A 16,525-nucleotide genomic window follows, 5' to 3' on the forward strand; every position below is an offset into this window, starting at 1 on the left:
TAATTAATCATTATATTAATCTATAATGATTTCGTTTCTATAACGTATTCCCTTTCTACTAAATAGATTATAGTAATCAGAAATATGAACTTCAATGTATTTTCATATGCAATATTTCATATTCGGACTCTACACTACACGAATATGAAACTTATAGTGATTATTTATTTTATATGTTCTAATATAATTACATTAATATATTACGCATATATACATTTCAAACTACATTACTTAATAGTTTCACCTTAATTTTTTCTTAGGAGGATTTACAATGAAATTACTAAAACTAAAACATATAATCCCTTTATCTGCAGCTGCAATTACATTCGTATGTAGTCAAAGCACAGCTGAAGCTTCTACCATTCATACAGTAAAAAAGAACGATACACTTTGGGGCATTAGTAAACAATACGGAGTTTCAATACAATCCATTAAACAGGCTAATAATAAAAGAAACGATCAAACCTTTATTGGCGAACAGTTACATATTCCAGGGTCCGTGAAATCAAATGAAATCACTGTTCCTCAAAACGCCAAGCCTGCGAACATTTCTGGACAAATTATTTATCAAGTACAACCGGGAGATTCATTAGAAACGATAGCAAGGCGTTACAATGTCACTGTCCAATCTATAAAACAAATGAACAATACAGTCGGAAACAAGCTTTATACAGGACAACATTTAAAAATCAACTCAAGCATTTCACAAAAAGAAAAAGACTTAATGGCACGCTTAGTTACTGCTGAAGCAGGTGGCGAATCGTATAAAGGAAAAGTAGCAGTAGCGAAAGTTATACTAAATCGTGTAAATGCAAAAGGTTTTCCAAATACAATAACAGGCGTTATTTATGAACCTATTAAATACGGATATGCATTTACTCCTGTTACAGATGGAAGAATTAATCAGCCTGCAAGCACAGAAGCAAAAATGGCTGTAGAAGAGGCTATCTCCACAAATGGAGTACATTCTGACTGGCTTTATTTCTACAATCCAAAAACATCAACAGACAAGTGGATTACGACACGTCAAACAGTAGCAGTAATTGGTAACCATGTGTTTGCTAAATAAGATTTAAAATCATTAACAGACCTCTTCACTTAAAAGGTCTGTTTTTTTCTATGTAAGATGTTATTAATCATATGACATAGTTATTTTTCAAACTATTTTTTCTTTCAAATAAAAATTTTTGTATTTACTCCACCACTCGTAGAAATTAATAAAGCATCAAGTTCAAAAACTCCCACTTTATTAATAAAAGCTATTTCTTAACTTCATAAAATTGTTATACACTAGAAAAATAAAAAACAAACTATTCGTTAGCAGGTGGAAGAATATGTATGATGTTACGATTATCGGCGCTGGAGTAAGTAGCATTTTTATGGCTTATTCACTAGCTAAAAGTAACAAAAAAGTTTTAATTCTTGATAAAGGTAAAGCGCTAGAAGATCGCCATTGTCCTTTAGACGAAGGAAAAGTGTGTAATTGTACTACATGTGATAAATATTTCGGGTTTGGTGGTTTAGGCAAATCTGAAGGGAAATTTAATTATACAAACGGATTTGGCGGAGAACTTGAGAAAAAAGTCGGTAAAGAGGGTTTTATACAACTCATGGCTGAAGTAGATGAAATTCTATGTCAGTTTGGTGGAAGTTCGGTTTCAAAATATTCTACTGAAAATTCAAGTCTCACTAAGAGAGCTGAAGCGTGTGGTTTACAAATGCTAACAACAGAAGTAAGACATCTTGGTACTACACTTTCCAGTAACATTTTTCAGCAGCTCTATGAATTTTTACTGACGAAAATAAAGATCCAATTTCATATAGATGTACAACATATTCTGAAACAGGAAGATCATTTTACAATAGAGACAAATCAAGGAACAGTTCAAACTAAGCAACTAGTATTAGCAACTGGGCGCTCTGGAGCCGATTGGTTAAAAGAAATGTGCAGTTCCCTAAATATTTCTCAGGAGCAAACACGTGTAGATTTAGGAATTAGAGTAGAAATGAAAGAACATCAATTACGCTCTATATTAAAAGATACTTTTGAAACAAAACTTTCTTATCAAGGTGAGCATTTCATAGCAACTACTTACTGTATGAATCCAAAAGGACGCATCATTCGAAAGTACGAAGAAGGTTTAGTTATGCCTGACGGTCAAAATTTTCGAGAGCAAGGAACTGGCACTTCTAACTTAAATTTCACTTTATTTATTCCTCGCTATTTTCCAACTCTCAAAGAAGCAAATGTATACGCAAGTTCAATTATTCAAGGCATTAACCAAGGACGAGATCGGATTGTTATACAGCGCTTAGAGGACTTACTAAAGAAACAACCTACGGTGGAAAACAGCATGGAACATAATCGTATACAACCTACACTACAGGGAGATTATGGAGATTTGAATCAAGAAATTCCTCAATTATATATTGAAGGGCTAAAAGAATTTTTATTAGGTTTAGAACAATTTATACAAGAGCCTATCGATCAACATACTTTACTATATGGAATTGATGGAAAGTTCTATGCTCCTACGATAAAAATTAATAATCATTTTGAAACTAGTGTACATGGGCTATTTTTAATTGGAGATTGTTCAGGCGTTACGCATTCATTATCTCAAGCAGCTGCAAGTGGTCTGTATGTTGGAAAGTACTTATCTGACATTTAATTTTTATCATTAAGATGTCAATCAAATATTTTCAATTTCAAAACACTTTACTTATATAGTAAAAGTATATTAATAAGTCCCCTACCCTTCACGGCTAATGATTAACAGACAAAAGATTTTGATTTTACAAAATACATATGTAATATAACTGTATATTTAAAACGATTGACATTCAATTCTAATAAATTGAATGTCAACCGTTTTAAAAGTCTCTATCCATTTTCACTTTTATTTGTTCGATATTTTGTAACATCATCATAGTGTTTAATATGGTAGGATGTCTATAAGTCAATTTCACTACAACTATGACTTGTTCTGCCCGTTTCTCAAAAAGAGTTATATTTATGCTACTACGCTTTAAAAAACCCCATTATATATATGAATACTTCAAATTATTCCCTTTAGAAAACAAAATCTAAATGGTTCATCACACTCTAATAGTTATAAAAACATAATATATAACTTTAGTTAAATAAATTATATAAAGAAGGTGTAAAAATGAAGAACAAAATAAATTTACAAATACAAAATATAAGTTTTGTTATAATAATGGGTTTAGCAGTATGGTTAAAAACATATCTTATTACGCGATTCAGTTTTGATTTAAAAATCGAGTCTTCGACGCAAGAGCTCATTTTGTTTATTAGCCCTCTAGCCGCATCATTAGCATTTGTTGGATTAGCATTATTTGCAACTGGTGAAAAGCGAAATTATATAGCGCTCTGTATTAATTTCTTATTAACAATCGTGCTTGTTGGAAATGTAATGTTCTATGATTTTTATAATGATTTCGTTACATTACCAGTACTTGGACAAACCTCAAACTTTGGCCAATTAGGCGGCAGTATTATAGAAATATTAAACTACAAAATTATACTCGCATTCGTAGACATTGTTTTCTTCTTTATTTTATTAAAAAAGAAATCATTGGTCTTTAAAACAGAACGTGTAACTCATTCTACGCGCTTGTTATACTTTCTTTTAACGATTGGTGTATTCTTTGCGAATCTACATCTTGCAGAAAAAGAGCGCCCTGAATTATTAACAAGATCATTCGACCGAGTCATGCTTGTCAAAAATTTAGGCTTATATACTCACCAAGTATATGACTTAACACTGCAAGTAAAAGCTGGGTCACAAAAAGCACTTGCTGATAGTAGTAAATTACAAGAAACTGAAAACTACGTAAAAGCAAATCAAAGCGAGCCAAACCCTAATATGTTTGGTGCAGCGAAAGGAAAAAACGTAATTGTCGTCACTCTTGAATCCTTGCAGACCTTCTTAATAGGCGCATCAGTGAACGGGCAAGAAGTTACACCATTCCTAAATGAATTCATAAATGAAAGTTATTACTTTGATAACTTTTTCCATCAAACTGGTCAAGGGAAAACATCTGATTCTGAATTTCTAATCGATACGTCGTTGTATCCATTAAATCGAGGAGCTGTATTCTTTACACACGGTAACAATGATTATACTGCAACTCCAGAAATTTTACGTCAGCAAGGTTATTTCACTTCTGTATTTCATGCGAATAACGCAACATTTTGGAATCGTAATATTATGTACTCCACTCTTGGTTATGACCGTTACTATAATGAACTTGATTACAAAATCACGCCAGAAACAAATTTAAATTGGGGATTAAAAGATATCGAATACTTTGATCAATCAGTAGATATATTAAAAACTGTTAATCAACCATTCTATGCTCGTTTCCTTACTTTAACAAACCATTATCCATTTACGTATGATGAAGATACAAAATTCATTGAACCATACAACTCTGGTAATGGCGTATTTGATCGTTACATCGTAACAGCACGTTACTTAGACGAATCCATTAAAAAATTTATTGAACGTCTAAAGGCCGAGGGGCTTTACGATAATTCTATTATTGTGTTATACGGTGATCATTATGGCATTTCCGAAAAACATAATCGTGCAATGGCACAGTTTTTAGAAAAAGATCAAATAACAGAATTTGATACTTTAAATTTACAACGTACACCTTTATATATTCATATTCCTGGACAAACAGAAGGTCAAACTATTTCAAAGCCTACGGGACAAATCGATATGAAACCTACTATTCTAAATTTATTAGGTGTTGATTCTACGAATGATATCCGTTTTGGCCATGATATGTTTTCAGATGAATATACTGGCTTTGTTGTTTTACGTGATGGTAGCTTCGTTACAGATAAGTATGCATACAAAAACAACACTTTCTACGACCGTATAACAGGTGAAATTGTAGATTTACCAAAAAAAGAAGCTCAAGCCCTCATTAAACGTGCACAAAATGAATTACGAATGTCTGACAAAATTATTGAAGGCGATTTATTACGTTTCTCAGAAAGTAATAAAATTAAAACTGGCGAAGTACAAACTAAAATTAAAGAAACAGAAAAATAATCTATATGAAAAAGGAGCAACTTATTACAGTTGCTCCTTTTTACTTTCTTATAACACATCAGATTTTTTATTCTACGCTTGTTTCTAAAACTACATCCGCAAAAGTATTATCATCACCTATATTTAAAATCACTTCACATTGACGCAATCTCAATTCAAAGAGCATGATAGAATCGTGATAGATTTCAGGATTTGATTTCATCTTATGTAATATCTCTTGTTTTTCTTGTATTTCTAAATGCGTGTTTTCTACAGCTTGCTTTAAGGAGTTAAATGGATTCCTAAAGAATATATTAATATCTCGCTCTTGTGTGTTTTCAAACAGCTCAAATTGCAAGAAAAATTTCTTCATAATAGAAGCCGTTACTTCAGTATAATCTTCATTTTCTACATACTGTTTGTATTTGTTATATAGCATAGATTTATTTTTAGGAAGAACTCCAAATAATTTACCAGCACTTTTCAGTAAAAATTGTGCTGGCGTAAATCGACGTAAAATATTTACTTCATCCATTTGTATTCTAGTCGTCATCCTGTCAGTATCTCTGCGCCAGTCATCAAGTACTTTAAAGTCACATTCTAACTGTATTCTATTTTCTCCAAATAGTGAATTAAGCCCTTCACTAAGTTCTTCTAAATATGTTTGACTTTGAAGAAGCTCATTATTAGAAGTTGCAATCCAATTTTGCATAGAAAGAGCCAGATTAGGTAACACAGTTTGTTCTAAATATTTATGCACTCTTTCATTCATTGCTTTATTTAGTTCCGTATCCATGTGCCCGAAATCACTTTCTTCACTAATTAAATTAGAACAGCTCTTTAATATCTTCGGAATATTTTCAGTAAGATCATTTGTAATTTCAGTCTTCATTGAACGATACGATTGTGTAATGAAATGAATTTTTTCCCTCTCAAATGTAGTAAGGTTATTAATGCTACCGTTTAGTTTCACTAGCATATCTTCATTCCAATTAATAGCATCCACCAGATTATTTTCTTTCTCAACACGTTTATCCAAAAGATATGTAATTGTTTTTCGAATGAAAAATAATAACTTTTCAGTACGTTCTGCATCGATATTTTTATGATTAAAGTTAAAATGAATAAACTCAGTTAAATCATTTAATTGTTGACTACTTGTATATAACGAGGAATAAGGGACAATTCTCGCATACGGGAAATATGTGTTTATTCTCGTTGCCGTATCATGTAATACCCTTTTCACTTCTGCTTCACTGTAAATGTTATCGATTTTATTTAATAAGAAATGAATTTGTAAATTTGGCGTATGCTCTTGAATACTTAATAGAATGTCACGTTCTTTATCAGTAAAAGGTGAATCCGCATTCAATACGAACAGTAATTCGTCTACAGAATTTAAATATTCGAATATCTCATCTCTAGTGTCGTTATTCCTATTAAAGCCAGGTGTCACTACAAATGTAAGTTTATTTTCATTTAAAAATCTACATGGTAATTTAAATTCAACACACGCTCTATCTCTATATGTTTGATAGTGCTGAGACATCATATTATGGTAATCAGAGACATCTTCCGTTGTTGTAATTGCTGAGTCTGTTATAGCGTTTATTTCTATATGAGCATCATTTTTTAAAACTACTACATTTGAAATTGATTTTTCTAATATATTTTCTCCTAATATAGAGTTAATAAATGTAGTTTTTCCGCTCCCTGAAGTTCCCGTTACTAAAATACGATTTGTTCTTAAATCTGCGAGCTCGTCAACTAACCATTTAAATCGGTGACCTATTTCTATATTCTGCTTTTGTGCCCACTGTGTAATAGATTCAAAAAGGTGTAAGCTGTACTCTAAGCCATTTACATGATTAATAGAATGTGACAGTAAGTTTTCCGCATGTTCTATATTTGCTGAATCTATTTTGGAAGGGAAAATCTCATCCCATGCCAATACAGCTGCAGATGGAAATACAGCATAAGATGGATTGACTACCTTTAACCAATTTGCTAACAGATTTGGAATGATATCGTTTAATTGTCTAAGCGTATATTGACCTTGAATTAATGCAAAGTACGTTTCTTCGTAAAGAGCAGAAACTTTGTTCCATATATCGGACGAATGTATTTCAATATGTAAGAAAAATTCATTTATTGTGTTAAGCCACAATAAGTAATTTTTTTCATTTTTATAACTGTTCCAGAGTGATGAAACCATTTGCGTAAATTGTACTTGATCTACATTATTTAATGTAGCTAATGCATCATAAAAATAGTCTGGTGAAATATGTTTAGTAAACCCTTTATCGATATATCCTTTTAACACCTCAAACCAAGGATACGATTCTATGCGAATTAACTCATTCACAGCAAGCTCTACTGCACTATCAAAATCTTGCTGTTCCTCATAAAAGGAACGGGCAATTTTTGTGACATTCGGATAATCAGGATTTAAAGAAACTGCTTCTTTAATAACACCGAAAGCTGAGTCAAAATTATTTTGCTCAATGTAAAGAGAAAGTAATTGTAGTCTAATTTCGGTCATCAATATTTTATTATCAGTAGTAATAGAAGTATAAATATTTTCAGCAAATGATAACTGATTCAGTTCGAAATAAGCATCCGCAATATTTTTTTGTGCCCATGGTGCTAATTCATTACTAACCTTCTCCCATTTAAAAATAGCTGCTTCAAAATCTTGATGACGATAATAAAATTCACCTTGTGCAAAACGAATATAAGACCCATCAGAAATCTCATTTTTTTCTTCGTTTACATAAACTTGTCCAAGTACGTCAAGAGTTGGTTTTGTTTCATTCTCCATTAGGAATGTTTCATAATACATCTTTTTTATTAATTGTTTTTCTAATCTCATCTTTTCCCCCACTATATCTTGAAAATACATTTTTAAGATATGTCAATACTTTTTGTATGTATGCTTTTTATCTTAACAAAGAATATCTTTTGGAAAATTTCATTTTCCTTTCATTTTTCAAGTTAGATTGAATTTTTATGAGAAAAGTTTCAGTTTTTTTTCAATTCCCTTTCAGTTATGAAACAGCATTAAATGTTCCTAATAACCTAATAACACTATAATATTCCACATTATATTATCAGGAAAATCCCATATAAACCATATTATAAAAACAATCTATATTGAATTTATATACATAATTCACTGTGCTGTCAAACAAAAAAACAACAATAGGAGCCAACAGCTATTCATACCATTTCTTTCTCAAATTGTTTTCCTTTAAAATGTTTCAGTAGTTATGTAATTAAATTCCATTAACCTATATAAATAACTAGTCCAAAAAATATCTATATGCATATCATGTTATAGTAAAGAATTTAGGAGATCCTAAAAGGAGGCATTTTCATGTTTGAAGATAAATCTAAAATAAATTACCCATATGAATTTACTGAAACTACAACAGTTCCTCTAAAGAACCCCATTGATAAAAAATTCAAGAACGGCACAGGTACACATAACTTCCCAATTAAGAAGCACTATAAAGAGCAAGTTCTATACACTGAAAAAATTAATAATAATAAAAATAAGTAATTGTATAGACCTTTATAACAATTAGCCAAATAAGAAGCAACATTTGGCCATGCATAGTTATTTAGTTAGTAATGATACAATTCATGCACATTTTAAAAAGTGCTGTATACAGCGCTTTTTTATACATAGATAAATTTAAGCTAACACAACCAAGAAATAAACTGTAAAATTACTCCACCATATTCTCGTTTAACTATTAAATCTACATATGAAAAGGGAGCAACAGTAAATGTTGCTCCCTTTTGAAATATAATTTATTCACTCTACATAACCCTCTTAAACATCTTCTCCAACTCATAAGTAGAATGATGCACAAGAATCGGTCTTCCGTGTGGGCATGTGTATGGGTTTGTTGTTGTACGTAATTCTTCCAGTAAGGCAAATATTTGATCGTTCGTTAAATATTGATTCGCTTTAATGGATGCTTTACAGCTCATCATGATGGCTGCTTCTTCACGTAACTTTTTAATATCCACTTTTTTTAGTTTAACAACTTGCTCCATCATTTCATCGATAATTTCTGTTTCTTGTCCTTTCGGGAACCATGTTGGATGCGAGCGGACGATAAAGGATTGATGGCCGAATTGTTCTAAAAATAGCCCAACTTTTTTTAGTTCTTCTAACTGTTCTTCGACACGTAAAAATTCAGTAAGAGATAGATCAATACGGTACGGTACAAGTAACTCTTGTACTTCTTGCGCTACCCTTCCTACTTTATCACGGAAGTATTCATAATTAATACGTTCCTGCGCGGCATGCTGGTCAATCATATATAAGCCTTTATCATTTTGAGCGAAAATATATGTTCCATGCATTTGTCCAATTGGATAAAGTGGTGGTAAGTCATTCCCGTTCATTTCAATCTCTTTTATTTCCCGAACTTCTTCTTCTAATTCCTCTAGTTCAAAATCCTCTTCATTACTGTCCCACGATTTCTCTTCTTGAATTGGTTCTTCGATTATCGGTTTAGTGGATGGTTGCCAACTTTGTTCTTCTCTTATGAGCGACTGTGGTGGTTGCCATTCTTGTTTCGGCGGTTGCCACAGTTGTGGTGGCTGTTTCACAGCCTGCGGTTCTTCTTGTTTTGCATCCATGCCAGTTGGTAAAACAATGTCCGGCATAGATGGTTCTTTCGGCTTCGCATGCTCAAACTGGAACTGTTCTTGCACACTTTCGTCTTTTTCTTTTTTCTTCGTTGTTACGCCTGCATCTGGAATGAGCTGTATTTTTTTAAATGCAGCTTGCAATGTTTCTTCGATCAGCTTTAGCAATTCTTGTTCTTTACTAAAACGAACCTCTAACTTCGCTGGATGTACATTAACGTCAACTAGCATTGGATCCATTTCAATCGATAAGAAGCCAATTGGATACCGGCCGACTGGCAGTAATGTATGGTATCCTTGCTGAATTGCTTTCATTAGTACAAAGTTTCGAACGTAACGACCATTTACGATCGTTGACATATAATTACGAGATGCTCTCGTTACTTCTGGTAATGTTACATAGCCTTTAATTGTAAAGTCTAAAGATTCAGCTTCAATTGGAACAAGCTTCTTCGCAACTTGAATACTGTAAATCGATGCAAGTACTTGTCTTACATCACCGTTACCTGATGTATGAAGCAATTTCTTTTCATTATGAAACAGTTTTAACGATACTTCTGGATGTGACATTGCAATACGATACACGATATCTGTAATATTCCCGAGCTCCGTATGAATGGTTTTCATATATTTAAGACGCGCTGGTGTATTAAAGAATAAGTTTTGTACTGTAATATCTGTTCCTTTTCGGCTCGCAGTCTTCTCTTGCTTTATAATGTCTCCACCTTTAATTATGAGGTGTGTACCAGGCGCATCACCTGTGCTAGTAATTAATTCTAATTCACTAACAGAGGCAATACTCGGCAATGCCTCACCGCGGAAACCGAGTGTTCTTATGCGAAACAGATCGTTTTCATCTTTAATTTTACTCGTCGCATGGCGTTCAAAAGCGACGATACAGTCTTCTTCTGCAATACCATCACCGTTATCAATGATACGAATTTTCGATAACCCAGCTTCTTCTAAGTGGATTTCAATAGATGTACTATTCGCATCGATAGAATTTTCCACAAGTTCTTTTACGACTGAAGCAGGGCGCTCTACTACTTCTCCTGCCGCAATTAAGTTAGAGAGTTGGTCATCGAGTTTGCGAATTTTCCCCATCTACTTACTCATCCTTTCTTTAACTTTTTCTGTAAGCGATACAATTCGTTCATCGCTTCTAAAGGTGTCATATCAAGTAAATCGATTTTTTTAATTTGCGCCAATACTGCTGTTTCTTTTTGATCTAGCAGAGGTTTGTCTTGTTTCTTCGAAGACTGTTCTCCTCCAAAGAAAGATAGTTGCGATTCTTCTTCAGTCTCTACTTTCGTTTCCTGTATTTCTGCTATTTCCTCTTTTACAACTACAGGTTCTGGAGCAGCTTCTTGTACTTTCACTTCTACTCGTTTTGGAATAATAATTTCTTCCTGTCCTTCTAGCTGTGCTAACACTTCTTTCGCGCGGGCGATTAAGCTATCTGGAAGCTCTGCAAGTTGCGCAACGTGAATTCCGTAACTTTTATCTGCTGCCCCGTCTTGAATTTTATGAAGGAATACTACTTTTCCATTCTCTTCAATTGCTGAAACGTGTACATTTTTCAGTTGATCTAAACTCTCTTCTAACACCGTTAATTCGTGATAATGCGTAGAGAATAACGTTTTTGCACCAATTTGGTCATGAATATGTTCAATAATTGCTTGTGCAAGTGCCATACCATCATAGGTAGATGTACCGCGTCCAATTTCATCGAATAAAATTAAACTTCTTTCTGATGCGTTTGCAATTGCATTTTTCGCTTCTAACATTTCGACCATAAATGTACTTTGACCTGATATTAAATCATCCGCTGCACCAATTCTCGTAAAGATTTGATCAAATACAGGTAATACTGCTTCTGTTGCTGGTACGAAACAACCGATTTGCGACATAACCGTTACAAGTGCTAATTGTCTCATATACGTACTTTTACCAGACATGTTCGGCCCTGTAATTAAAAAGACATCCATATTCTCTGGCATAATACAATCATTCGGTACATACAATTTCCCGTTCAATACTTTTTCAACGACAGGATGACGACCATCTTTAATAAAGATTTCGCGCTTCGTTGTCAGTACAGGTTTTACAAACTGTTCTTCTTCACTAACTGTCGCAAAACTTTGCAGTACGTCTAATTCACTAATTACTTTCGCTAAATGTTGTAATTTCGGAATAAATACTTTTACTTCTTCACGAAGTGCTGTAAATAAATCGTATTCTAGCTGTACGATTTTTTCTTCAGCTTCCAAGATTAACGTTTCTTTTTCTTTCAGTTCATCTGTAATGAAACGTTCAGCATTAGCAAGCGTCTGTTTACGTTCATAGCGACCTTCTGGAAGTGCTGCAAGATTCGCTTTCGTTACTTCAATGTAGTAACCGAAAATACGGTTGTATCCGATTTTTAACGATTTAATTCCAGTAATATCACGTTCTCTTTTTTCAAGCTCAGCAATCCACGTTTTCCCGTTTTTACTCACGTAACGATATTGATCAAGCTTGTCATTATAACCATCTTTAATAATATCTCCATCTTTAATTGAAAGCGGTGGGTTTTCTTGAATACTTCTTCCTAGTAATTCTGTTAAGCTTTCACATGGATCTGCACCTTGAATTAATCTCGATGCATAAGCGTTATCTAACAAACTAATTGCTTCTAAAATAGCTGGCACTTGAAGTAATGAACGTCTTAATTGTAATAAGTCTCTTGCATTTACGTTACCAAATGCAACTTTTCCTGCTAAGCGTTCTAAATCATATACTTCTTTTAACTTTTCTTTTAAATCTTCACGTAAGAAGTAATCATTTACAAACGTTTCAACCATTTCTAAACGCTCTTCAATTCTTTCTTTCTGTATAAGTGGACGTTCCATCCACTGTTTTAACATACGACCACCCATAGCTGTTTTCGTCTTGTCCAATAACCATAATAGTGATCCTGTTTTTTCTTTCGTCCGAAGTGTTTCTGTCAGTTCTAAATTTCGCTTTGAATGTACATCAATTTTCATAAATTGATTCGTATAATAAATTTCTACTGGTTGCAAATGATCTAAAGAACGTTTTTGCGTTCTTATTACATAGTTAAATAAACGTCCAACTGCTTTAATTAATTTTGCTTGTGAAACATTTTTCACAAGATGTTCTAATCCTTCCGGAATTGCCGTTGCATCTTCATACGAAATCGTCATTTTCAATGTTTCAGTTAACTTGTTTAGTTCATCTTTAGAAAATGAAGAATCAACAACAATTTCTTTCGAACCAGTTGCATACACTTCTAATAAAATATCTTCTACTGAACCAGTCAGTAACGTTACTGTATTTTGTCCAGTCGTTAAGTCGTTACAAGCTAATGCATATGATCCATCTTCAAAATGTGTTAATGCGGCTAAGAAGTTGTTTTCTTTCTCATCAATTGTACGCCCTTCCATCATCGTTCCTGGCGTAATTAATTGTACTACTTCACGACGTACTACACCTTTAGCTGTTTTCGGATCTTCTACTTGCTCACAAACAGCTACTTTATATCCTTTTTCAACAAGTTGTTCAATATAGTTTTTAGCCGCATGATATGGTACACCGCACATTGGTATACGTTCACTACTACCGCCATCTCGGCTCGTTAATGTAATTTCAAGTTCATGGGCTGCTTTAACAGCATCCTCAAAGAACATTTCATAAAAATCGCCTAAGCGAAAAAATAAAAAGGCATCTTGATAATCTGCCTTAACCTTTAAATATTGCTGTATCATAGGCGTATATTGAGTCATACTTTTCCTCCATAATTCTTACATGATAATCTATTTTCATATATGTCGCATTTCACGGACACTCTTATCTCCTATTTCAGGAGTCTTTCTTCATTATAACATATTTCATAAAGAATCATGTTCATTCAGCGCCACTTATGTAAAGTAAAAAGCTAGGAAGAACTTCTCCCTAGCTTTCTATTACTCTTCTTCTGCATCAACGATAAAGTTCGGATCTAATTCTTCAAATTCATCATCAGCAATTTGGAAATCATCATCTGATTCTACGCAGCCTTCAGGATTTACACTTACACAAATTTTCGTTTCTCCAACTACTTCTGTTACAAATTCACGTTCTACAGTTACAACAATTTTATTACCATTTGGTGATACAAGTGCTTCTAAACAATTTGGCGGCTGAATAACACGAGCAATAATTTCTAAATCGTCACCAGAAAAGTTTTTATCACGATAACCAATACTTACTTCGTCCGTGTAGTTCACACGTTCTGTTACAACTTCAGTCTTTGTATTTCCATCAAATGAATACCAAGTGTTCACATCATAGAAACCTTCAATTTCCACATGTTTTCCATTCTTTCTTGCTTCGTACGAGTGGTTAATTACCCAGCACCCTAAAATACTTGTTGGCTCATTATTCGATTCACATGTATGCGTTGACTTTGTATACTTACGTCCTTTTCCAACCACTGCTTTTGTAATAATCTCTCTAAATTCGGACATTCGTAACCCTCCTCAATAACTATTCACTTAATCATATGCGTGACAATAGTGGAATGTGTCATTCTTTTTTTGAGAAGACCTTACGTTTAATCCACAAAAAAAGAGATGTCAATATGACATCTCTTTAACAACCACAATTTCCTTTTTTACTTTCTACCGCTGCGCCAGTTTCACCCTTTAGTACATCACCACCAGTTGAAATTAATATTTCATCTGTTACGTTGTTAGAAATTGTACTAGCAACTAACTGTAATAAGTCATTTACGTATGTTTGTGAAGATTTAAATTGTTGTACGACTGGAATACTGTCTAACTTATCTTGCAATGCATCAATTTCAGCTTCTACCTTTTTTAAAGCTTCCCATTTCCCGTAATGTTGCAAGTTTACTGCTTGTTTTTGCAGTGCTTTAATTTCATCGATTGCGCGCTTTACATTTTCATTTTTATGAATTTGCGCCTCTGCTTTCTTAAAAAAATCAACTTCTTCTGTTTCAGAAATCATTTTTGCTAATTCTTTCGCTTGTTCAACAATGTCATCTTTCGAATATACTTTCATCTATTATTTCACCTCAATCGGCTCTTCAACTAATTCCCCGTTAAGAGACCAAGTTTTTGCTTCCGTTATTTTTACTTTCACAAGCTGACCAATTAAAGATTTTGAAGCGACGAAGTTTACAAGTTTATTCGTACGAGTATAACCTGCAAGTACTTCCGGATTATTTTTACTTTCCCCATCAACTAACACTTCTACAATTTGACCTTTGTAACGACTATTCTTTTCAATTGCCAACGTATTTACTAGTGTATTTAAGCGTTGAAGACGTTCTTTCTTTACTTCCATCGGTACATTATCTTTCATTTTTGCAGCTGGTGTACCTTCGCGAGGAGAGTAAATGAATGTAAAGGCAGTATCAAACCCTACTTCACGATATAACGACATCGTTTCTTCAAATTGCTCATCTGTTTCATTTGGAAAACCAACGATAATATCTGTTGTTAATACTGCATCTGGAATTGCTTCTTTAATTTTTCTTACAAGTTCTAAATAATGCTCACGCGAATATTTACGTGCCATAATTTTCAACATATCCGTACTTCCAGATTGAACTGGTAAATGGATATGTTCTACTAGGTTGCCACCTTTTCCAAGCACTTCAATTAAGTGATCATCGAAATCACGTGGATGGCTCGTTGTAAAACGAATACGGGCAATATCAACTTTACGAAGTTCGTCCATTAAATCGCCAAGACCGTATTCTATATCTTCAAAGTCTTTACCATATGCATTTACGTTTTGACCAAGTAAAGTAATTTCTTTATAACCATTTGCAGCTAAATGACGAATCTCTTGGATAATATCTTCTGGACGTCTACTTCGCTCTTTTCCGCGTGTATACGGTACAATACAATACGTACAGAATTTATCACAGCCATACATAATATTTACCCAAGCTTTAATATCACCACGACGTACTTTCGGAAGGTTTTCAATTACGTCACCTTCTTTTGACCATACTTCAACTACCGTCTCTTTCGAGAACATCGCATCTTTTAGAATGTACGGTAATCTATGAATATTATGCGTTCCAAATACCATATCTACATGCTGATTTTTTTGCATAATTTTATTTACAACAGATTCCTCTTGAGACATACAACCACATACACCAATTAAAAGGTCTGGATTTCTTCGTTTGAGTGACTTTAAATGGCCTAGCTCACCAAACACCTTATTTTCAGCATTTTCACGAATTGCACAAGTGTTTAATAAAACTACATCTGCATCCTCAGTTGAAAAAGTTGGTTCATATCCAAGTGCGGTGAAAATACCTGCCATTACTTCCGTATCATGCTCATTCATTTGACAACCATATGTACGAATATAGAACTTTCTTCCTGTACCAAAATTGCGAAACTCTTCAGGTAAGCCAAAATCCCGTTCAATTTTAACTTCTTCTTTCCCACGCTTTTTCGCATCCTTTAAGGAAGGTGGTTGATATACATTTTCAAAGTATTTACTATAATCTTTCTCTTCTTTTTTCGTAGAGGAATTTGCTTGTTGACTTGCTAATCGTTGTTGCTCGTTCATCGGTAATCTCCTTTCACCCTTAACTATACATACTCTATAGTCCATTTTAATGCGCCTAGACTCACCTCAAAAATGGTTAGATAGCTTGAGAAATAACTTGTCCTTTGAAACTTGAGTAATCAATCTAATCATTCATAAGAATGAAGTCTTCCCCACGCAAATAGACATTCCCTTTTTATCATTTCTTGTTGTCC

10 protein-coding genes are annotated in these 16,525 nt (G+C 33.5%); 4 read left to right on the plus strand and 6 right to left on the minus strand.

Annotation, left to right across the window (positions count from 1 at the left end; genetic code table 11):
* Positions 1-271: 271 nt before the first annotated feature.
* The 3 genes from V6946_RS19855 to V6946_RS19865 all read left to right on the plus strand — a co-directional run bounded on the left by V6946_RS19855 (position 272) and on the right by V6946_RS19865 (position 5,090).
* Positions 272-1,069, plus strand: coding sequence for a cell wall hydrolase (locus V6946_RS19855; RefSeq protein WP_366981323.1), 798 nt, complete (start codon positions 272-274; stop codon positions 1,067-1,069).
* A 265-nt stretch (positions 1,070-1,334) separates the two neighbouring features.
* Positions 1,335-2,672 carry an NAD(P)/FAD-dependent oxidoreductase gene (locus V6946_RS19860; protein WP_006922162.1) on the plus strand — a complete coding sequence of 446 codons (1,338 nt, stop codon included), beginning with the start codon at positions 1,335-1,337 and terminating at the stop codon, positions 2,670-2,672.
* Positions 2,673-3,170: 498 nt separating this feature from the next.
* Complete coding sequence (locus V6946_RS19865) at positions 3,171-5,090, plus strand: LTA synthase family protein (protein ID WP_006922163.1); 1,920 nt, start codon at positions 3,171-3,173, stop codon at positions 5,088-5,090.
* A gap of 67 nt (positions 5,091-5,157) precedes the next feature.
* On the opposite strand, the gene V6946_RS19870 is transcribed toward V6946_RS19865, so the two are convergent.
* On the minus strand, positions 5,158-7,941 hold the full coding sequence (locus tag V6946_RS19870; RefSeq protein ID WP_006922164.1) for a dynamin family protein: 2,784 nt from the start codon (positions 7,939-7,941) through the stop codon (positions 5,158-5,160).
* Between the two features lie 504 nt (positions 7,942-8,445).
* Between V6946_RS19870 and V6946_RS19875 the strand changes: the two genes are divergently transcribed.
* Complete coding sequence (locus V6946_RS19875) at positions 8,446-8,631, plus strand: hypothetical protein (RefSeq protein ID WP_000461138.1); 186 nt, start codon at positions 8,446-8,448, stop codon at positions 8,629-8,631.
* A gap of 263 nt (positions 8,632-8,894) precedes the next feature.
* Here the strand turns inward: V6946_RS19875 and mutL are convergent, their stop codons facing one another.
* The 5 genes from mutL to miaB all read right to left on the minus strand — a co-directional run bounded on the left by mutL (position 8,895) and on the right by miaB (position 16,331).
* Entirely contained in the window at positions 8,895-10,838 is a 1,944-nt protein-coding gene (gene mutL / locus V6946_RS19880; protein WP_000516465.1) for a DNA mismatch repair endonuclease MutL, read from the minus strand.
* A gap of 8 nt (positions 10,839-10,846) precedes the next feature.
* Positions 10,847-13,519, minus strand: a complete 2,673-nt coding sequence (mutS, locus tag V6946_RS19885; protein WP_000196026.1) for a DNA mismatch repair protein MutS — start codon at positions 13,517-13,519, stop codon at positions 10,847-10,849.
* Positions 13,520-13,699: 180 nt separating this feature from the next.
* The gene (cotE, locus tag V6946_RS19890) at positions 13,700-14,242 is read right to left on the minus strand and encodes an outer spore coat protein CotE (RefSeq protein WP_001288799.1); all 543 of its coding nucleotides are present in this window, start codon (positions 14,240-14,242) and stop codon (positions 13,700-13,702) included.
* 124 nt (positions 14,243-14,366) lie between these two features.
* Positions 14,367-14,798, minus strand: coding sequence for a RicAFT regulatory complex protein RicA family protein (locus V6946_RS19895; protein WP_000870461.1), 432 nt, complete (start codon positions 14,796-14,798; stop codon positions 14,367-14,369).
* A gap of 3 nt (positions 14,799-14,801) precedes the next feature.
* Positions 14,802-16,331: a tRNA (N6-isopentenyl adenosine(37)-C2)-methylthiotransferase MiaB gene (gene miaB, locus V6946_RS19900; RefSeq protein ID WP_001005378.1), complete on the minus strand. Its 1,530-nt coding sequence runs from the start codon at positions 16,329-16,331 to the stop codon at positions 14,802-14,804.
* Between the last annotated feature and the right edge of the window lie 194 nt (positions 16,332-16,525).

Source organism: Bacillus sp. PPSBB_2 (genome assembly GCF_045291115.1).
Classification (GTDB): domain Bacteria; phylum Bacillota; class Bacilli; order Bacillales; family Bacillaceae_G; genus Bacillus_A; species Bacillus_A cereus.